The sequence below is a fragment of the Bradyrhizobium sp. i1.15.2 genome (assembly GCF_040548425.1).
Lineage (GTDB): Bacteria > Pseudomonadota > Alphaproteobacteria > Rhizobiales > Xanthobacteraceae > Bradyrhizobium > Bradyrhizobium canariense.
The window spans coordinates 115,704-136,218 of sequence record NZ_JBEPRQ010000012.1; the positions used below are offsets into that span (position 1 = coordinate 115,704).

General features: G+C 58.7%; 14 protein-coding genes and 3 pseudogenes. 15 read left to right on the plus strand and 2 right to left on the minus strand.

Annotated elements, in window-relative coordinates:
• Positions 1–2,857: 2,857 nt before the first annotated feature.
• A complete protein-coding gene (locus tag ABIB80_RS22110; RefSeq protein ID WP_354128327.1) occupies positions 2,858–3,334 on the minus strand; it encodes an Lrp/AsnC family transcriptional regulator in 477 nt (158 codons plus the stop codon).
• 155 nt (positions 3,335–3,489) lie between these two features.
• Here ABIB80_RS22110 and ABIB80_RS22115 point away from each other — a divergent pair, with 155 nt between their 5' ends.
• The 13 genes and pseudogenes from ABIB80_RS22115 to ABIB80_RS22170 all read left to right on the plus strand — a co-directional run bounded on the left by ABIB80_RS22115 (position 3,490) and on the right by ABIB80_RS22170 (position 17,749).
• Positions 3,490–5,004 (plus strand): NAD-dependent succinate-semialdehyde dehydrogenase, encoded by a 1,515-nt coding sequence (locus tag ABIB80_RS22115; protein ID WP_354128328.1) that lies wholly within the window; start codon positions 3,490–3,492, stop codon positions 5,002–5,004.
• A gap of 14 nt (positions 5,005–5,018) precedes the next feature.
• Entirely contained in the window at positions 5,019–6,404 is a 1,386-nt protein-coding gene (locus ABIB80_RS22120; RefSeq protein WP_354128329.1) for an aminotransferase, read from the plus strand.
• Between the two features lie 344 nt (positions 6,405–6,748).
• A complete protein-coding gene (locus ABIB80_RS22125; RefSeq protein ID WP_354128330.1) occupies positions 6,749–7,672 on the plus strand; it encodes a 3-hydroxyacyl-CoA dehydrogenase NAD-binding domain-containing protein in 924 nt (307 codons plus the stop codon).
• A gap of 220 nt (positions 7,673–7,892) precedes the next feature.
• Positions 7,893–8,117, plus strand: a pseudogene (locus tag ABIB80_RS22130) (aminotransferase class III-fold pyridoxal phosphate-dependent enzyme); the annotation flags it as partial.
• A gap of 44 nt (positions 8,118–8,161) precedes the next feature.
• Positions 8,162–8,980 (plus strand): aminotransferase class III-fold pyridoxal phosphate-dependent enzyme, encoded by an 819-nt coding sequence (locus tag ABIB80_RS22135; protein WP_354128331.1) that lies wholly within the window; start codon positions 8,162–8,164, stop codon positions 8,978–8,980.
• Between the two features lie 36 nt (positions 8,981–9,016).
• A complete protein-coding gene (locus ABIB80_RS22140; protein WP_354128332.1) occupies positions 9,017–9,265 on the plus strand; it encodes a hypothetical protein in 249 nt (82 codons plus the stop codon).
• Positions 9,266–9,278: 13 nt separating this feature from the next.
• Positions 9,279–9,821 (plus strand): annotated as a pseudogene (locus ABIB80_RS39390) (aldehyde dehydrogenase family protein); the annotation flags it as partial.
• A 115-nt stretch (positions 9,822–9,936) separates the two neighbouring features.
• A pseudogene (locus tag ABIB80_RS39395) lies at positions 9,937–10,701 on the plus strand (aldehyde dehydrogenase family protein).
• A 434-nt stretch (positions 10,702–11,135) separates the two neighbouring features.
• Positions 11,136–12,764: an amidohydrolase gene (locus ABIB80_RS22150; RefSeq protein ID WP_354128333.1), complete on the plus strand. Its 1,629-nt coding sequence runs from the start codon at positions 11,136–11,138 to the stop codon at positions 12,762–12,764.
• Positions 12,761–13,747: a CobW family GTP-binding protein gene (locus ABIB80_RS22155; protein WP_354128334.1), complete on the plus strand. Its 987-nt coding sequence runs from the start codon at positions 12,761–12,763 to the stop codon at positions 13,745–13,747. The genes ABIB80_RS22150 and ABIB80_RS22155 overlap by 4 nt, the downstream gene beginning before the upstream one ends.
• 353 nt (positions 13,748–14,100) lie before the next feature.
• Complete coding sequence (locus ABIB80_RS22160; RefSeq protein WP_354128335.1) at positions 14,101–15,426, plus strand: FAD-dependent oxidoreductase; 1,326 nt, start codon at positions 14,101–14,103, stop codon at positions 15,424–15,426.
• A 14-nt stretch (positions 15,427–15,440) separates the two neighbouring features.
• Positions 15,441–16,163 carry an enoyl-CoA hydratase/isomerase family protein gene (locus ABIB80_RS22165; RefSeq protein ID WP_354128336.1) on the plus strand — a complete coding sequence of 241 codons (723 nt, stop codon included), beginning with the start codon at positions 15,441–15,443 and terminating at the stop codon, positions 16,161–16,163.
• Positions 16,160–17,749, plus strand: coding sequence for an acyl CoA:acetate/3-ketoacid CoA transferase (locus tag ABIB80_RS22170; RefSeq protein WP_354128337.1), 1,590 nt, complete (start codon positions 16,160–16,162; stop codon positions 17,747–17,749). The genes ABIB80_RS22165 and ABIB80_RS22170 overlap by 4 nt, the downstream gene beginning before the upstream one ends.
• 23 nt (positions 17,750–17,772) lie before the next feature.
• Here the strand turns inward: ABIB80_RS22170 and ABIB80_RS22175 are convergent, their stop codons facing one another.
• Positions 17,773–18,459: a GntR family transcriptional regulator gene (locus tag ABIB80_RS22175; protein ID WP_354128338.1), complete on the minus strand. Its 687-nt coding sequence runs from the start codon at positions 18,457–18,459 to the stop codon at positions 17,773–17,775.
• A 243-nt stretch (positions 18,460–18,702) separates the two neighbouring features.
• Here ABIB80_RS22175 and ABIB80_RS22180 point away from each other — a divergent pair, with 243 nt between their 5' ends.
• Positions 18,703–19,326 carry an ABC transporter substrate-binding protein gene (locus ABIB80_RS22180; RefSeq protein WP_354128339.1) on the plus strand — a complete coding sequence of 208 codons (624 nt, stop codon included), beginning with the start codon at positions 18,703–18,705 and terminating at the stop codon, positions 19,324–19,326.
• Between the two features lie 32 nt (positions 19,327–19,358).
• Positions 19,359–20,501, plus strand: a complete 1,143-nt coding sequence (locus ABIB80_RS22185; RefSeq protein WP_354128340.1) for an acyl-CoA dehydrogenase family protein — start codon at positions 19,359–19,361, stop codon at positions 20,499–20,501.
• The last annotated feature ends 14 nt before the right edge of the window (positions 20,502–20,515 follow it).

The window sequence follows — 20,515 nt, forward strand, 5'->3', positions numbered from 1 at the left end:
CCGTCCTCTCGTCGTGGCCGCAGAAGAGCGTGTTTTTGCGATTGAGAATAATCGGAGCCGATGCGACGCTCTACAACGTAGGCGTATGAACGAGCACCCTGAAGAACAATCGGCTCGCTGGAAGAACACGCGATCGCCGTCGCCGCCGCCTTCGTCAACGAGGTGCAGAAAGTGCTCTCGCGCGAAATGCTGGAATAGATCAAGGGCATGCAGGCCGAGTAGAAGGCGAAGTCGCCGCTGCCTTCCGCGCCGTTTCGACCGGGCGCTTACAACCCACGATTTACGCGTCCACGCCTGGCTGGTTGCACTCATCATGATCAAAACAGCATCACAGTGAGGGATCAATATTGGGCGCGCCTGTGTTGATCGGCTTGCAGGGGATGGCGGCACACGATCACAACTGAGATGGAAGGAACCAGTATCAGAGGCTTGCACCACATCGAATTTCGAAACGATCGCGGTGAGATGACGAGGGCCGCTTTAGAAATTAAGTTTAAGCGGATCAAGGTCCTGCCTTCGATTGGCAAACAGAAGCGCTATCCTGGGCTCAATCTGACTGTCATACATGCCAGCGAACGCGGAGACCCAAGAGGCCGGAAGCCGATCGAGTGGAAACTAATAACTGATCTGCCGGTGCACGGACGCTCCGAAGCGACCGGAAAGATCAACTGATACGCTCTGCGATGGAAGATCGAGGTGTTGCACAAGATTCTGAAATCGGGCTGCAACGCCGAGGACTCAAGGCTGCGCACGGCTGAAATCGTCTCGCTAATCTGATGGCGATTTTTTGCATTCTCAGCTGGCGCATCTGTGGCGACCATGCTGAACCGCACCGACCCCAACAAGTCGCCCACTACGGCATTTACTGGCGTCGAATTCGCTCTGCTGGACGCGCTCGTAAACGGCGTCGGTAGCCGCAGGTGCCGCATGGCGACGCTCGGCTACTACCTTGTCAAGCTCGCTAGGCGGCTATTTGGTCAGAGCCCACGATCCACCGCCCGGAAACATTGTCATGGCGTGGCTTACCGTAGCTTACCGACATCGCGCTCGGCGTTGAACTCAGCACAATCAAAAATGTGGGTAATTGAAAGCCGGTGAGGCCCTCACCGGATGCTTACGTCTTTGGCGACCAGTATCGGGGAGCGAGCCATGTTGCGACGCGGCAATCAGGATGGAAGTGCCCATCCAGATTGTCGCGCTATAGTTGATCCTCGACCATGCTGCGAAGACACCTCCTGAAGGAGGGTCGGTCATGGTCTCTGACGAGGTCAGGCCTCATCACCTGGAGCACAAGGCGATTCTTTATGTGTGCCAATCCTCAGCACATCAGGTGTTGCATAATCGCGAGAGCTGCGCGTTGCAATGCGCCATGGGGGGACCGGCTGACGGCTCTCGGGCGGGCGGAGATCGAATTAATCCGATGATGATTTCAGTCGTTCACGCATAGCGCGACAACGCGCTGGCTTCGAACGGTTGGTAGCGGGTTTTGCCTCGGTAAGCTTGGTGCGGTTTGTGCCCCCGAACCAGGGCTTTTTGATGCTTCCGCGGGCGAGTGTTTGGTGGTCCGTCAGAGGACAATGACATCTTGCGCGATCCGTGCTCACTTTGCTGAGTTCGGTCTCGTTGTCGGACAGGTCGGCAGAGGGTAGACGTTTGGTGGATATGTTGGACGACGAGGAGCTGATCCTGCAGACCACCGCCCGCATGGCGCTCTTAGCACTGCAAATCAATTAAAAACTTCGACAGGCAGTTAGACGCCGTCGAATTCCGGATCAGAAAGTACATCCGACGACGAAGTTGCTGGCTTCTATCCCTGGCGTTGGCCCCATAGCGGCCACGGCCGTCGCGGCCGCTGTCATAGACCCAGCTATGTTCCGCCAGTCGGGAGTTCGCTGCGTGGCTCGAACTAATGCTAAGGCAGAACCCCAGGGGCGGGGAGGATCGGCTCCACCGTATAACCAAACAGGGAGACGCCTATCCCATGCACTTGTCGGTTATTCGGGTCCGCAACATCGTCTGGTACCCGAAAGCGCGATTACGGGTCGGAGGGGGTTGGATCGAAGCACTACTTGAGCGACGTCGACCCATGGTCGTTGCAATCGCCGTTGCCACCAAGTGGGCACGGATCATCTGGGCGATGATGACGACCGGTGAGTTCTATCGACCGAAAGAAGGCTCAGATTCGCGCTCAAATGTTGCATCAAGGCTCAGGTATGCGCCGGAAGCTCGGATACCGTAACGGTGCAAATATGCCGTTAATGCCGGACAGCAGAGGTTTGGCCGGCTGCGTCATCTAGCTTCTGCGCTGCCTCCTATAGGTTCATTCTGTACAACATCAGTGAGAAGACACATTCGGCGGCTCGAAAGTGGGCCTCCGCCCCAACGTGTTCGAGAGTTTTATGAGACCGGCCAACACCCTGACGTATCCGTCGTAATAACAATTGGCACCGCGCGAGGCGCTTGTGAGACCGAGCGCCAAGCACTCTTCGCGGTGCCTGAATGTAATGACATAGCAGCTCCCTTGCCCGAATCGAATCTAATGATGTCCCGTATCTTCGTTTATTGCGCTGCGGGTGGGCGTGGCATTGACATCTCGATAGCAGCTGAACCTCAAATGAATCTCTTCGACCGCCGATTGCGGTTCTTGGGACGGTCTTCTGAGAGTGAATGGGGCGCGCAACTGAATGAGACGCGATCTCGTAGCTTCAATTTCTTTCGAACTTCAAACTGAAAAGTACACTGCTCGGCTCTGACGACAGCAGCATACAGTAGAAGAGCGACCGTGCGGCCTTTTTGCGTTGTACGCGAGTGAGCGGCAGTAGTGCACAATCGCTGAATGCACGGTGTGATATTCGCATCAATCCTCGGGCGGAGGCTCAATCGGAACAGCAAAGCCCGCCTTTACGCGGTCCATTATGACCATCGTCTTGAAACCTTTGATATCGGGATTCTCATAGAAGAACCGCCGGGTAAACTGCTCATAATCCTCCATCGTGCGCGCGGTGATGTAAAGGACGAAGTCCGCATCGCCGGTGACGTAGAATCCATTGACGACTTCAGCCGACGATTTGATCGCCTTCTTGAACTTGTCGATGATATCGGAACGCTCCCGCTCGAGGCTCACGAGCACGAGCATCTGAATCGGTCTTCCTACCGCCTTCGTCGAAACGATCGAGACATCGGCCTCGATGATGCCTTCCGAACGGAGTCTTTTCAGTCGCCGTTGACAGGCCGTAGCCGAAAGCCCCGCCATCTCTCCGATCACCTCCGACGTTAAGCGGTTGTTCTTTTGCACGATCTCGAGGATCCGGGCGTCTATTCGGTCGTATTGCATATTCATGTCCAGCCCTCAGATGCCTTTCGGCGCAAAATGCCCATGGGATGCAGGAATTCCTCCGAACGACAGGAGAATCCGGCGTAAATCTGTTTGTGATATCAGTATCCTGATTGCCGAGGCAATTTCAACTGACGACCGGCGGAACTTCCAAAATGGCGCTTCAACCTGTTCGGCACGAAAGTCGGCATCGGGTCGGTCTTGCCTCCCAGCATCTGCAAGATCTCCGTCGTCGCGACTTTCTGGCGGGCGCTGCGCTTATCGACGGCCGCTGGACTGCGGGCGAACATAGAGATGTTGTGGTCGATCCTGCCACCGGAGAAAAGATCGCAGAGGTCGCTCGTTGCTCTGCCGCGGATATGAGTCTCGCGATCGCGGCAGCCGAACGAGCGTACGCTGCGTGGCGAGATCTGTTGCCTGCAAAGCGTGGGGCGATCCTCAGGTCCTGGGCATTGTTGATGCTCGAGCATGCCGAAGAACTTGCTGTCCTCGTGACCAGCGAGCAGGGCAAGCCGCTCGCTGAGGCTCGCCATGAAATTGCGTATGGTGCTGGATTTCTCGACTGGTTTGCTGCAGAGGGAGAGCGCGCATACGGCGAGACGATGCCCAGCCACAAGCCTGGGAGTCTGCTTCAGGTGCGGATGCAGCCGATCGGTGTGGCGGCGGCCATCACCCCGTGGAATTTTCCTGTCGCCATGATCACGCGAAAAGCGGGGGCTGCTCTTGCGGCGGGTTGTCCGATCGTCGTGAAGCCTGCTCCCGAGACGCCGCTCTCCGCTCTTGCGGTGGCTCGATTGGCCGACGAGGCCGGCATCCCGCGCGGGGTGCTTCAGATGCTCGTCGGTAATCCGGTCGAGCTGTCTGCGCCGCTGTTGCGCGACACAAGAATACGCGCCCTCTCGTTTACGGGTTCTACGGAGGTGGGGCGTCTGCTTCTGGAGAGGGCGGCTGACACGGTCAAGAAGGTGTCGCTCGAGCTGGGTGGGCATGCCCCATTTCTAGTCTTCGACGATGTCGATCCTCAGAAGGCTGTCAAAGGGGCGATGGCCGCAAAATTTGCGACCTCGGGTCAGGACTGCCTTGCTGCAAACCGCATCTATGTACAGAGAGGTATCTATGATGCCTTCGTTGATGCTTTTGCCGAGGCTGTTGCTCAGCTGAAAGTCGGTCACGGTCTTGAGTCTGCAACGGACATTGGTCCAATGACCAAGCTGTCGGTTGCCGACAAATGCAGGGCTCACATCGATGATGCGGTGAAAAAAGGCGCCCGGGCATTCTCTGCCAGTCAGGACGCCAGTCTCGGTCCGAACTTCGTTCCTCCGACGCTCCTGAGTGATGTCACCGAGGACATGCTGATCGCGCGGGAGGAGACGTTCGGACCCGTGGCTGCCGTGCTCCCGTTCGATTCCGAAGAAGAGGTTGTCGCCCGGGCTAATGCTAACGAAATGGGGTTGGCCGGTTACATCTACACGGACAGTCTGCGTCGAGCGCTCCGACTTTCTGAGCAGATCGAGTGCGGCATGCTCGGTATCAATACAGCGTCATTCACGGGCCCGCCCATTCCGTTCGGGGGGTGGAAGCAATCCGGGCTCGGTCGCGAGGGCTCGCGACATGGCTTGGCGGAATACATGGAACTCAAATACGTCTGCTTCGGCGATCTGACGGCCTAGGAGAAGAATTCGGCATGATTGATGTCAAAACAATTGCTGAACGAGATCGCGCGACAGTTCTGCATCCCTTCACTCAGCTCAAGGAATTCGCTAGTGGCAAGATCGGTGATCCCACGATTGTCACAGGCGGCAAGGGCATTCGTATCAAGGATGCAGAGGGTCACAGTTACATCGATGGCTTTGCCGGTCTCTACTGCGTAAACATCGGCTATGGTCGCGCCGAAGTTGCTGAGGCCATTGCACGGCAGGCTTACAGCCTGGCGTACTACCACACATACGCGGCGCACACGACCGAAGAGCTGGCGACCCTGTCAGATCGCCTCGTACGAATGGCGCCGGGCAAGCCAAGCAAAGTCTTCTTCGGACTGTCCGGATCGGACGCCAACGAAACCCAGGCAAAGCTCGTCTGGTATTATAACAATCTGCGTGGTCAGCCCAGAAAAAAAAAGATCATCTCGCGCGAGCGTGGCTATCATGGCTGCTCGGTGATTTCCGGGTCGATGACCGGCATGTCGTTCTACCACGATCATATGGACCTCCCGTTCCCGGGCATTCTGCATACGGGTGCGCCGCACCACTATTGGGGCGCCGAGCGAGGCGAGACGGAGGAGGCCTTCTCTCGTCGCCGCGCAGCCGAGCTAGAAGAGCTGATCGTGCGGGAGGGGCCGGAGACGATTGGCGCCTTCATTGCCGAGCCAGTGCTTGGTACGGGGGGTATCACACCGCCGCCTGCCGGCTATTGGCGTGAAATTCAGGCCGTGCTCAAGCGGTATGACGTACTTCTGATCGCGGATGAAGTCATTTGCGGCTTCGGTCGAACCGGCGCGGACTTCGGTAGCACGCTCTACGGCATCCAGCCGGACCTGGTGACAGTCGCCAAAGGTCTGACATCGGGCTACATGCCGCTGTCGGGAGCCATCGTTGGCGAGAAGGTTTACGCGGTGATGGAGGAGGCAGCCGATCGCGTCGGGGCGTTCTCGCACGGATATACCTATTCCGGCCATCCGATTGCTGCCGCTGCTGCGAACGCAGTTCTCGACATTTTCGAGAAAGAAAGACTAACCGATCACGCGAGGGTCGTCGGCTCCCGTTTCCAAAAGCGGCTCAAGGAGCGTTTTGCACAGCTGGAAATCGTCGGAGAAGTGAGAGGAGTGGGCCTGCTCGGCGCGATCGAGTTCGTTGCCGATCGTCAGACTAAGCGACGGTTTGATCCTGAGCAAAAGGTGGCGGCCCGCATCTCGAAGGCTGCTCGTGATCAGGGACTTATCGTGCGAGCAATGCCGCATGGGGATATCCTCGGCTTTGCTCCGCCTCTGGTCGTATCGGAAGCAGAGATAGACGAAATTGTTGATCTCGCCTTTCGGGCGACCAGGCAGGTCATGGATGAGCTGACGAGATAGGCAGCCCTACGTGAGCGTGGAGTCATATCGGCACCGCAGCGCGGCCATGCCGAGCATTCCATATCGCGCGGTCGACACCCTCGGGCATTGTCGGTGAGGCGCAGCCGCCTATCGCCGCGCCGGCCCGGCGACAGATATGCCAACGCGCGGGGCCGTCTCTCTGCAGCGTGATCATTCGACCTTCGATCCTTGGACCTGATGATGAGCTCTTGCACTAAACTGCAAAATCGGCCCCATCCATGCGCGTCGGCGCCAGAACTTTGCGGATCGTCAGTTCTCCCTCCCTCGGCGGCCGGTTTCGCACAGTTCGCCAATCTTTCAGGCAGCCGGACTGGTGTCTCAGTATGACCGCTCGAAACGGTACAATCGCGGTCCTGGGCTGCGGGCTCATCGGCCAGAGCTGGTCGGCGCTGTTCACAGCCTACGGCTATGATGTCGTCGGCTGGGATCCGATGCCGAAGTCAATATCGAGCATGCAAGAACGGGTTACCCGATGTCGTGACCAGATTTGCATTCCCTCGGCGTCTCGATTGAAGCAAGGATCATTTCGCCTTGCCGAAACGCCTGAGGCAGCCGTCGCTGATGCGTTCTGGGTTCAGGAGAACGCTCCGGAATCAGTGTCGGTCAAGATGGAGCTCTATTCCCGCGTAGAAGCAGCGGCCAGTCCCGACGCCGTGATCGCAAGCAGCACCTCGTCCCTGACATGGTCCCAGCTTGCAATCGGGTTGGAGCGCAGTGCACGCTTCATCACTGCGCACCCTTTCAACCCGCCACACATCATGCCCCTCGTTGAAATCTATGCCGTCGACGCAAATGTGCGCGAGGCAGCTATTCAATTCTTCAAGGGTCTCGGTCGCGAGCCGGTTGTGCTCTCTCGCGATGTGGTCGGGCACATAGCTAATCGGCTCGCTTCGGCGCTCTGGCGGGAAGCCGTGAACATCGTTGCGGAGAACATCGCCGATGTCGCAGCTGTCGACGCCGCGCTTGTGCATGGGCCCGGATTGCGCTGGTCGGTGATTGGCGCGCATATGGCTTATCATCTCGGCGGCGGAGCCGGCGGTATGGAACACTACCTGAAGCATCTTGGGTCAAGCCAGGAGCGTCGCTGGGCAACGCTCGGGGCACCGGCTCTCACGCCCGATGTTTGTGACCGGCTCGTGGCCGGGGTCCTGGCGGAAGCGAACGGTCGCTCAATAGCCGAACTCGAAGCCGAGCGCGATCGGTCTCTTTTGAAGGTGCTCGCGACACGGGCGGCGCGATCTACATGAGAGCCGCGCCTCGCATCGCGTTGACCTAAGCGCTGGAAGAGCCGATGCGACTGATCGTGCAGTACCCCGGCCAGCTTGGCGCTGAAATAATACGGCAGTTCGCGCCAGTCGCGGCACTGCGCACAATAGCCGGCACGGCAGACGCGTCCGCCGGCGTCCGAAAAGATTTGCGGAGTAAGCAGAAATGACCCGATCGCAGGCGAACTTCTCCCTCGAGGAGATGGATAAGCTCAGTGTATTTCATCCGGTAACGTCCATCGCTGATCAGCAGAAAAATGGACCAATCATCTATACGAAGGCCACAGGGGCAAGGTTGACCGAGCGAAACGGTGCAGACCTGATCGACTTCGGCGCGGGACTTTGGTGCGTCAACGTCGGTTATGGACGCAGCGAGATAGCCGCTGCCGCCTCCAAAGCGATGCAGGAACTGAGCTACTCTCATATGTTCGGCACTGCCTCGAACGAGGCCACAATACGATTGGCCATCCAGTGCTGTCGCTTCTGCGGGAACGAGCGGAGGCGCCGTATCTGGCGCGCGTCGCCTTCGGCTCGTCTGGATCCGATGCCAATGATACGGCATACAAGCTCGTCCGCTATTACAACAACCTGCGCGGAAAACCGGAAAAGAAGAAAGTCATCTCGCGACTGGGAGCCTATCATGGTGTGTCGTACGCGAGCGGCAGCCTGACGGGTATTTCTGCGTACCACACCGCCTTCGACCTGCCGATCGAAGGCGTTCTGCATACTTCGTGTCCGCATTACTATCGGTTTGCACGGAACGGCGAGAGCGAGGAGCGATTCTGCGACCGCATGGTTGCTGATCTTGCGAGCATGATCGGGCACGAAGGGGGGGACACGATCGCGGCGTTCATAGCCGAGCCGGTGATGGGAACAGGCGGCGTGCTGATCCCCCCGCCGGACTACTACGCCAAAATCCAGACCCTGCTCAACAAGCATGATATTCTGCTCATTGCCGATGAGGTGATAACCGGATTCGGCCGCACGGGCCGATGGTTCGGCACGCGCACACTCCGGCTGAAGCCGGACATCGTCAATATGGCAAAGGGCATTACCAGCGCATACTTCCCGGTCTCAGCCACCGCCATTTCCGATCGCATCTGGAAGGTTCTTGAAGACGCCTCGCCCCGGACCGGAGCGGTCATGCACGGCTTTACCTACTGCGGCCATCCGGTCGGCAGTGCAGTCGCCATGGCCAACATCGACATCATGGAGCGAGAGGGACTAGTGGAAAAATGCGCCGCGGATGGGCCGTACATGCTGCAGCTTCTACGGGAGCGTCTGGCCTAATATCCATACATCGGTGACATCAGGGACGTCGGCCTGATGATCGGTATCGAATTTGTTGCCGACAGAGCCACGCGACGGCCGTTCGCGCCGGACTCAAACTCGCACCGGCTGGTGGCAAAGCTGGCGGCACAACGTGGCGTGCTGACGCGGGCGCTACCCTATATCGATGTCAATTCGTTCTCGCCACCGCTGTCCATCTCTCGCTCCGACATCGAGGAAGGTGTTGCGCGCTATGCGACCGCGCTCAAGGACGCCCTCCCTGTTCTGAACAGGCTCGCGGCATGATGGAAGGAGAGGAATGTTGAATCGCAATCTCATTGGTGGCGAATGGATCGCTGGTTACGACAGCAGCGTCAACTCGAGCCCGAGCGATGCCAGCGACATCATCGGCGAGTACGCGGCGGCCGACAGGGAGGATGTCGAGAGGGCCATTGATGCGGCGACAGCGGCGTTTCCGGCCTGGTCGCGCGCGACGACCGAATTTCGCTCGGACATTCTTGACCGCGTCGGAAGCGAGATCCTCGCAAGGAGGGCTGAGATTGGGCACATCCTCGCTCGCGAAGAGGGCAAAACGCTTTCTGAAGCAATTGGCGAGACTGTATGCGCAGCCCGCATCTTCAAGTATTTCGCGGGCGAAGCTATCAGGCTGGAAGGCGAGCGACTGGATTCTGTCCGTCCCAGTATCCAGGTCGAGGTCATTCGGGAGCCGGAAGGCGTCATTGGCATAATCGAGCCATGGAATTTTCCAATTGCCATCCCTGCCTGGAAGATCGCTCCGGCTCTGGCCTACGGCAACACGGTTGTCTACAAGCCAGCCGAGCTGGTACCGGCTTGCGCCTGGATCCTCGCCGATATCCTTCAGCGCGCTGGCACGCCGGCCGGCGTCTTCAACCTGGTCATGGGGCTCCGGTGCGGTGGTTGGCGACGCAATCGTCAAATCGGACCGTATCCAGGCCGTGAGCTTTACCGGCTCCGTGCCGACCGGCCGACGCATCAGCGTCGCTTGCGTGGAGCGCGGCAAGAAGGTGCAACTCGAGCTCGGCGGCAAGAACCCTGTGATCGTTGCCGCAGATGCCGATCTCGATGTTGCTGTCAGCGTAGCCATCAATGGCTCGTATTTTTCAACCGGCCAGCGCTGCACGGCATCAAGCCGCCTTATTGTCGAAGACGCCATCCACAATGAGTTCGTGGAGCACATGGTCTCCGCCATATCGCACCTCACGGTCGGGAATGCTCTGAAGCCCGGGGTTGATATAGGTCCGGTGGCGAGTTCATCCCAGCTAGAGCAGGACCTGCGATATATTGACATTGGACGCAAGGAGGGGGCTCAGCGGCGAGCTGCTGAAGCGCGACACTGAGGGCTATTCCTGCAGCCGGCGCTGTTCGTCGACACCGACAATCAGATGTGTATCAACCGCGAAGAAATATTCGGGCCGGTCGCCTCGGTCATCCGCGTCAAGGATTACGAAGAGGCAGTTGCGGTTGCGAACGAAACAGAATTTGGCCTTGCATCAGGAATCTGTACCACTTCTCTCGAGCTGGCCGCGGATTTCAGGCGACGCTCACAAGCTGGCATGGTGATGATCAACGTACCTACTGCGGGCGTCGATTATCATGTGTCTTTCGGGGGACGGAAGGCGTCATCCTACGGCGCGCGGGAGCAGGGCAAGCACGCACGCGAGTTCTACACGTCTTTGAAGACCGTTTACGTTGGTTCATGAGAGACACCCTCCTTTCCTGATCTCCCGTCCACTACGTGGAAAAATGACGTGTCTCGGGTCTCTCCGTATCCGATCTGAGCAGGGGTAACGTCGAGCTCGAGTTGTTCAGCTTGGGGGTCTTGAAAGGTCGGTTCTCCAGTTGCCGCTTTATGCCATTCTGGAGATTTTCACCGACAATCCGTGTGCGGCGCAGAAAATCCGCAGAACTTCAGGGAATGCGATGGAAATGTCTTTTGCGATGCCGGTATCCTGAACGCAGGCAACTCCAGCGTAGCTCGGCGGCTCGGTGATGGTCCGAGGCAGCGCTCGCTGGTGCCGAATGGCGTTCAGGAGCGTGCCGGAAAATGGGGCGCATTGGAGACCGGCTTGGAGCGCTCGCAGCTTCCATCCGGAAGCCGAAAAATAGCAGCAACAAAGGAAACGCTTGAAGGACGATGGTTGATCGCATATTTTTCAACGGCACCGTAGTGACGATGGACCCTGCGCAGCCGATCGCGGCGGCTGTGGCTGTGAAGGGTGGCAAGATTGCAAAGTTGGGCACCGGAGACGCCATTCTGGCGCTGCGTCAGCCGGAGACAGATGTTGTTGACCTCAAAGGCGCGGCCTTGCTGCCCGGATTCATCGAGGCGCACGGGCATCCTCTGTTCAGTGCGCTGACCTGGGGTGAACCCGTTATCGATATCCGAGCCGTGCATACCGCGACCTATGAAGCCGCTCTGGCCAAGATCAGGCGTCGGGTCGCGAAGGCAAAGCCTGGCGAGTACATCATGGCGGTCGGCCTGGATCCCACGCTGCATGCAGGAATGAAAGAGCCAAGCCGAGACGAGCTTGACGCCATTGCGCCTGACAACCCGCTGTCGGTTACGCTGTTTCACTTTCACGGATCATACCTCAACAGCAAAGCGATATCCGCCTGCGGTCTCGATGGGCAGCTCAGTCCCGAACTTGATAAACAGGTCATTCGGGATGAAGAGGGACGTCCCTGGAAACTGGTCGAGAATGCGAGCTGGTACGCGCGCGACGCGTTCTTGGAGAAGTGCGGAAAGGATCGTGCGGTCCGCGAACTGCGTGACTGGCTGTCCAAATACTCTACTGCGGGATACACAACCACGGCCGAAATGGGCATGGTTCCCGAGTGGGCCGGTTACTTCGACACTGTCCGCAAGCAGGAAACCCTGCCGATCCGGATTCGGGTGTATGAGCAGGGAGAACTTGATAAGCCCTACGTGTCAACTCTGGGCAGCGGGGACGATCATTTCAGGACCATCGGAATCAAGTTCTGGGCGGATGGCGCGCTGTTCCTCGGCACGGCTGCCGTGTCGCGCCCATATCTCAATACGGAATTGACGATCAAGAAACTGGGCCTTCCGTCTGACAATGTTGGACATCCGACATACAGCCGCGATGAGCAGGAAAGGTTGATGACGGCTGCGATTTCGCAGGGCTGGCAACTAGCTGTGCATGCGCTGGGAGATGTGGCAATCGATACGACTCTGGATTTGTTTGAGAAGATATTCAAATCCTATCCGGATGCAAATGGACCGTGCCGCCTGGAACACTGCATGGTCATGAAGCCGGATCAGGTTAGGCGTGCTCATGAACTCGGCCTGGTCTGTAGTTTCTTCAACCCTCTTGCCCATTTCTGGGGCGATCCTTTGCGCGAGGACTTGCTAGGGCACGAAACTGCGGATGCGGTGCTGCCATTTGGAACAGCGGCACGTATCGGTATGCGGGTTTCCTACCATTGTGACTCGCCCGTGACGTGGCCAAACCCGATGGTCTGTCTCTACTTCGCAACAACACGGCGCACGCAATCTGGAGTGGTGATCGGAGCGAGCGAGCGCGTTGATATTGCAACTGCGCTCAAGGCGCTAACAATAGATGCTGCTTATCATCTTCAGATGGAGCACCTTGTCGGAAGTATCGTTGAAGGAAAACGTGCCGACTTTGTTGTCCTTGATCGGAGTCCCTTGTCAGTCGACCTAGAGAACTTGCGCGAAATAAAGGTACTTGGAACATATGTTGATGGTGTCAGAGTGCAGTCTCTCGTAGAACAGACATGACGCCGGTTACAATCATTGGCGGCTTTCTGGGCGCTGGAAAAACGACACTTGTCCGGCGCGTGCTGAAAGAGCCAGAAGGCCGTCGACTGGGCGTGCTCGTGAATGACTTCGGGGCGTTGAACATCGACGCGGAAGTCATAAGCGAGATTCTGCCTGATGTCGTTTCATTGAAAAATGGCTGTGTCTGTTGCAACATCAACGCTGATCTGATTGGCGGTGTTCGTCGGCTTCTTTCAAGCAAAGCGCCCCCGGATCACATCATCATAGAGACAAGCGGTGTGTCGCAGCCTCGCCGCGTAGCCGAGACCTTCTTCTCGAACGCCTTGAAGGATGCGGTGGAGGTGGACGGCATCGTCTGCCTGCTTGATTGTCTGAGTTTTCCCGAGTTGAGCTACGAGGAAACCGAATTCGCGATCGATCAGGCTGCGGTTGCAGACATCACGATTCTCAACAAGATAGATCTGGCGTCGACGAAGACCATTGATGAGGTTCGCGGAATCCTGCGCGGCGCTCAGCCGCACATGCGAATTCTGGAGGCTGCACACGCCGGGATTTCGTCCGAAATCATATTCGGTCCGAAGGATCGACGAAGGCCAGACCTGAACGCGCGACCCGCTGCTTTCATTGCAAGCGCCGTGACACAATCCCACGGCGATACGTTTCTTTCCTGGGCCTGGCAATCGGATCGGTTGCTCGATCTGGCTGCATTCCGTGAAGCCGTCAAGCAGTTTCCGCTAAGTGTCTATCGTGCAAAAGGTCTGCTCTCCTTCGCTTCGGCGCCTGGCGAGCGCGCCCTGTTCCAGCTCGTGGGAAAGCGATCATCTCTGGATTTCCAGATGGCCACGAAGTCAGAATGTCAAAATTCGCTCGTTACGATAGCGCGCAGAGACTCGTTTGATCCCGACGGGATGCAGCGCATGCTGGAGGACTGTCTCGCAGGTGCAGGCTCTTCACGGACCGACACAGTACCCATGGGCTTCTGAGGCGCGCTGCCGGCGCGCAAGTTCTGCGCCTCTTCGAAAGACTCGCGCATGACAGTTACGCATGGTGGCGGGCGGCCGCGCACTTGTGAGCTTTGAACGCGAAGGCGGGCATTCGTGCGCATCGCGCGGCAATTGTGGGCAGAACCCGATGGTTCTGCCCGAGCGGCCCATCTCGTCAGAGTCGCCGGCTCTCCTCCAGGCGTCCACGCCTTCCTAGAGCGCTGGCCTCGGCATCGGTCCCTCCAGCGATCCGCGTGCGCCTCCGGATTGGCTCTTGCGGTCCGACGTATTGCAACAATTGACCAACTGAGATATTAGTAAAACATCATTGGTGTACGAACCGGGAGGCGGCCTTGGACGCCCGCAGTTGCATTCGTGTTGATAGCGATGTCCTGATTGTGGGCGGCGGAGCGGCCGGGGTAGCGGCGGCGATAGCATCGGCGCGTCAGGGGCTTAACGTTACGCTGGTCGAGCGCTACGGTTTCTGCGGCGGCGGCGCCGTTGCCGGGCTCTCCGGCACGGTCTGTGGTCTGTACGAAGCGACAAACAATATTGCGGCAGGCCCGCAGCAGGTCGTTTTCGGCTTCGCCGATGAGTTCTGCCGCAGGCTGGAGGCAATGGGAGGGCTTGGCGAGCCACTGCTCTACGGCAAGACATGGGCGCGCGTCCACGACCCGCTGGTGTGGCGGGAGGCAGCCGATGGAATGCTGCTGGAAGCAGGTGTCCGCGTCATCTTCCATGCGGTTGCCCAATCGGTGCAAATGGAAGGCGATAAGGTCGAAGGTCTTTCCATCTGGACGAAGCAGGGGCCGCTAGACGCTCGCGCGCGGGTGGTCATCGATGCCAGCGGCGATGCTGACGTGGTCGCCATGGCAGGGCTGCCGAACTTCATTGGCGACAACGGAGCGGTACAGAATCCGACGATGATCTTTCGCATGATGGGCGTCGACGTCGATCGCTTCATCCGCGAATACGGTGTGGACACCATCATGCCGGAGAAGGTCTCCGCCATGATCCGGGCCAAGCACAACGCCGGCGAATACAGGCTCCCGCGCGCCAAGATCTGGTTGTTTCCCACGACGCGCCCGGGCGAACTGCTCTGCAACTGCACGCGCGTCATCGGACCGGATGGCCGCGAGCTGAACACCCTGTTTCACCAGGACTTTACCGACGCGGAAATCCAGGGTCGCCTGCAGGCTCGCGAATATGCGCGCTTCTTCCGAGACAATCTCGTCGGCTGTGAACGGGCGTTCCTCAATGACACCGGCGTCCAGGTCGGCGTGCGTCAGACCCGTCAGGTATCCGGTGTGAAAACGCTTGCGAATGCAGACGTCATCCAAGGCGCGAAATTCGCCGACGGTATTGCCGTGTCACCGTGGCCGATCGAGCTGCACTCGGGCGACAAGCCCAAGGTGGAATGGTTGCTCAACGACTACTACGAGGTCCCTTACGGATGTTTCGTGCCGGCGCGTGGTGAGGGGCTGCTCGTCGCGGGTCGATGTTTATCGGCAGAGCATGAGGCGGTGGCATCGGCGCGTGTGACGGCGCAGTGCTTTTCGTATGGTCATGCGATCGGTCTCGCCGCTGCCATTGCGGTGCATGAAAACGCCCTGCCTCGATCTATCGATGGCAAGGACGTCAGAGCCGCAGTGAACGCGGACGGCGCTCGGATTGACTGAAGGAACACTTCGCCATGATCAGATCCGAGATCAGAGAAGCGCCGGCGATCGTCACAATCGATCGTCCTGAACGTCGCAACGCACCGAGATCGCAGTTGATGCGAGATGTCGGTGCGGCACTATCCCGTGCCGAACAGAATGGCGCTGTGAGGGCCGTCGTATTGGCGGGGGCACCGCCGGCATTTTGCGCCGGCAGCGACTTGAAGGAACTGGCCGGTCTGTCGATAGCGGATATGTGCAAACATGAATCCGAGACCGCGGCGTTCGCGCGCGCCATCGGATATCGGGCGAAGCCGGTGATCGCTGCAGTGGAGACGTATGCCCTTGGTGGCGGTTTTATCCCTGCCGCGTCCTGCGACATTGTTGTCAGTGCGTCAACAGCTCGTTGGCATCTGCCCGAGGCCCCAAACGGCTGGCTGTCTCCCTGGGTGCTGGCGGCACTAGTCGCGCGAACCGGCCCTGTTCGAGCGCGTCGCCTGACTTGGGGGCCGCGCCGATCGGCGGTGTTGAAGCGGCTCGTATCGGACTCGTGGTCGGCGGAGCGCTCTAGCATGCGATCGGCCGCTGGTCTTGCCGCGGTGCCACGAGAAGCCATCGCGTCAGCCAAACGATTCTTTGAACCGTTCATCATGGCCGATGCGGAGCGTCTGGATCAGGTTGCGTCCAGGGAATTCGCGTCGAACTGCAAGACACCGAACTCTGTCGAAACCTTCCAACGTTTCATGGTGAACGCGTGAGCAAGATTATTGATGCCGAAACTGCTGTCGCTTCGATAGCGGATGGATCCTCTGTCGGTTGCGTCGGTGTAATCGGCTGGGTGACGCCGGATGCGCTGCTCAGGGCACTTGGAGAACGTTTCCGCAAAACAGCTGGTCCGAGAGATCTGACATTCTATTTCCCCGTCGGAACGGGTGACGCCCAGGGTATCAAGGGAATGGATCACGTCGCGCAGGAAGGGCTCATGAAGCGCATCGTCAGTGGATCCTACATCAATCCCGTCGATCCGCTGACAGGCAGGCGGCCGGAGCTCATGCGTCTGATCCGGGAAAACAGGATTGAAGCCTACTCCTGGCCGCTCGGAGCAACCATGCACTGGCTTCGCGAAGTCGCGCGCCGAAGCCCCGGCTACATGACGCGCATCGGTCTCGGGACTTACATCGATCCTGAGAATGGCGGTGGCAAGTTCACTGAGCGAGCAAAGGACGATCTGGTTCGGCGCATCAATTTCGAAGGTGCGCCATATCTGTTCTATCCGACGTGGAAGCTTGACACGGTTTTCATCTACGCGTCATCAACGGACGAGGAGGGCAATCTCTCATTTGAGAATGAGGCACTTGTCTCCTCAAACATTGCGCTCGTCCTTGCGGCAAAGGCTCATGGTGGCCGCGTCATAGCTCAGGTGCGTCGAGTGGTACCCTATGGAAATCGGCCCGCTTCCGAGGTGCGAATTCCGGGCGTGTTCGTCGACTGCGTAGTGGTTGATCCGTCGATGATGATGACGACCGACGTGAAGTTCGAACCGGCGTATTTCGGCGGGAGACGGCTTCCATTCTCGGAGCTTCCGCTGATTATGATGTCGCCCGACAAGGTCGTTGCCTTGCGTGCGGCGAAAGAAGTCCGCAAGCGTGAACTGTCCATTTTCGGATTCGGCGCGGCTGCGGATGTCCCATTGGTGATGGCCGAGCAGGGGATGTTCGAGAAGAATGGCCTGAAGGACTACTGGTTTACGACGGAACACGGCTCGTACGGGGGCATCGTGATGTCGGGATGGCAGTTCTCAGCCAACCTGAATCCGGACGCGATTGTGGACGGGATCCAGCAGTTTGATGCCATCGATGGCGGCGCGTGCCGGTTCGCGGCTCTGGCTTTTGCCCAGTTCGACGGGGCTGGTCTGGTCAATGTATCGAAGTTCGGCGCCGCAAATCCTGGCGCCGGCGGATTCATCGATATCGCCGAAAACGCTCAACGGCTGGTATTCACCGGCACTTTCACCACCGGCGGCCTCGAAGTCGCATTCGCGGAAGGAAAACTGCGTATCATCAAAGAAGGTAAGGTACGCAAATTTGTCGACAGGATCGAACATGTTACCTATTCCGTAATTGATGGCGTCAGACGCGGCCAAACGGCCCGGTTGATCACTGAACGGGCCGTCTTCGAAGTCACCACGGAGGGCTTGATCCTCACGGAAGTTGCCCCAGGCATCGACGTCCGCCGGGACGTACTCGATCAGATGGAATTCGCACCCTGGAAGGTAGCGGACGATCTCAAGCTCATGGATGAGGAGTTCTTCCTGGATATGCCGGGCCGAGCAAGGGCCAGCTGACGATCGCCAAACCCTACCGCTGATCAAGCTACACGTGACCCGATGCCTCGCTCGAAGATCCTGCGCGTGTAGCCTTCGATCTGATCCATCAGCTCTGTAGCGTAGGCAAGCGCTTTTTTCTCGTCCTGCCGCGCGACGGCGCGCGCACGCTCGCCGTGCAGCTTACCCATGGCTTCGAGGTTCTGCAGGTCAGACTCATACCTGTAGTAGAAGCGCCGGGAGATCGCGTGAAGCGGTGAGATCGATCTGGCCGCAAAAGGGTTGCCTGCCGCTTTTGCGAGAAGCTGATTCGCATTGAATACTTCGCGGAGGTACCGTTCCAGATTCCCCTGCCTACCGGCAGCGTCGATTTCGCTGGCCGCTGCAAGCAGGCGCTCGCGATCGGCGGCCATGATCCTTCGTGCGGCTCGCTTTGAAATGAAAATCTCAAGTTCCCTGCGGAATTCGATAACGAGCAACTGCTGATGGAGATTGATCTCGGTGATCATCAGACCGTGACGAGGCAAGATGCTGACAAGATAGTCCGCCTGCAGGCGCTTTACTGCTTCGCGGACCGGCGTGCGGCCAATCCCGATCTTGTCGGCTAGTCCTTCTTCAGACCAGTGGCTGCCCGGAGGAAGCTGCAGAGTAACAATCATCTCCTCGAGGCGTCGATGCGCGGCATCGGCCTGTGACTCAGTCGTGGATTCGTTCGCAGGATTCTTACCCATGGGACGTCCAAAGCCTCTGCCGTGCGCCGAATTTGATTGAAGAACTCGCAAGCACCAAGTCAACCGAGCTGTGTCGAGTTCTATACCATTTTGTCGCGATTTCCCCCCAGAACCCGGTCGGCTCCCGGCGCTGCGCCCTCCCGGTGTCTGACGCCTCGAGCGCTTGACCGTGTAAGATATCAGTAATACCTTACTAAGATAATAAGGCGTGATGAGGGAAACGTGCTTGGATCCAGAGGATTTGTGCTTGCAGCCCTGGTGTGCAGCCAGCTCGCAGCGCCAGCCGTTCGCGCCGAGGATGTCGTCAGGATCGGCCAGATCGAGGCACTTACAGGCGCCACCGCCACTTACGGATCGATGTGGGCGCAAGGCACCAGGCTCGCCATCGAGGAAATCAACGCAGAGGGCGGCTTCAAGGTCGGCAACAAGATCTACAAGCTGGAACTGATCCAGGCGGATACATTCGCCACAGGTTTCGACGTCAATGTCGCGGGACGCGGATCGAACTGGAGCCTGCCCGAGGTGCCGCACGGGTGGCTCACGCCCTGGGGGATCAAGTCGCTGGTAGCTCGCGCGGGGCTGGTCAAGGCCCGTCTGCTCTGTTTCTGCCTTGAGCCGCTGACCGCTGAAAATGCGCGAGAACTCGGTGTGGTTGATTATTGTTGTGACGATAGTGCGGCACTGTCGACCGCTGTCAGCACTGGTGAAAAGCTGGCCGCCGGCGGTTGCGGCGACCATGCGCTTCTTCTCCAGCTATCTGATGAAAGATGCCGAAGCGATGGACTTCGAAGCCAATCGTCTCTCTCTCTCGACAATTGTCGGGAGAGAGCCGCCCAAGCCACCCTTGACAAGTTTCGGCGCCGCTGATGGCTGCCACCCAACCAGAAAGGACTGGATCGATGCTGCTCGACCTCAACGAGGAAGAAAGGCTCCTGAAAGAGGGGCTTGAACAGTTCGCAGAAGGCTCGATCCGGCCGAGGATCAAGCCTTTTGTCGATCGACACGAGTTTCCTGCCGAGCTCGTCAAGGAATTTCTCTCGCTCGGCTTCATGGGTACGGCCTACGATCCGGACTTTGCCGGCGCCGGCCTTGGGACGCGAGGCGCGGCGATAGTGGCCGAGACCCTGGCTCGGACTGAACCGGGCTTTGCGGCGATCTATCTGTGCAACAGCGCGCCGATGACAGTGATCGCACGCTACGGCTCGGACGAACTCAAGAAGAGGTGGCTGGAGCCCCTGTGCCGCGGCGACTTCATCGCCTCCTTTGGTGTCACCGAGCCCAGCGGCGGGTCTGACGTCGCCAGCATCAAGACACGAGCTGTGGAAGATGGCGATTGTTTTGTATTGTCGGGATCGAAGGTGTTCTCCACCAACGCCGGCACGTCCCTGCACGGGGCGTCGACATTCGTCGCTGTCACTGACCCGAACCTTGGATCGAGGGGACTATCGACTTTCCTGGTGCCGGTTGGAACCCCTGGTTTCAGCGTCGGCAAGCCGGGCCGCAAGATTGGCTGGCGGATCGCCGATTCGGTGGAGCTGTTTCTCGACGAATGTCGCGTGCCGAAGGCGAATATGATTGGCAGGCGCGGAGACGGGTTGAAGCAGATACTGACCACCCTCAGCATCGGCCGTATTCTTGTCGGCGCCACGGGCCTGGGGCTTGCTCGCAAGGCGATCGACTTGGCCAAGAGTTACGGGGCCGGCCGCAAGGTCGGCGGAGTGCCGATATTCAATCACCAGGGTCTGACCTTCCCACTCGCGGACGCGCTTACGAAGATTCATGCGGCCGAACTCATGATCCGTAATGCAGCCTGCCTGGCGGACGCAGAGCGGCCTTTTCGTCTCGAGACATCGATGGCCAAGCTGTTTGCGACCGAGATGGCGAGCGAAGCGGCCGATATCGCTCTCCAAGTCCATGGCGGCTACGGCGTGTTCGAAGAATATGAGGTATCCGGCCTCGTCGGCGAGGCGAGGGTGCTTCGTATTCTTGAGGGTACAAGTGAAATTCAGCGCCTGGTAATCGCCCGGGAGCTGACGGCGTAACGCTTTGATGCAGG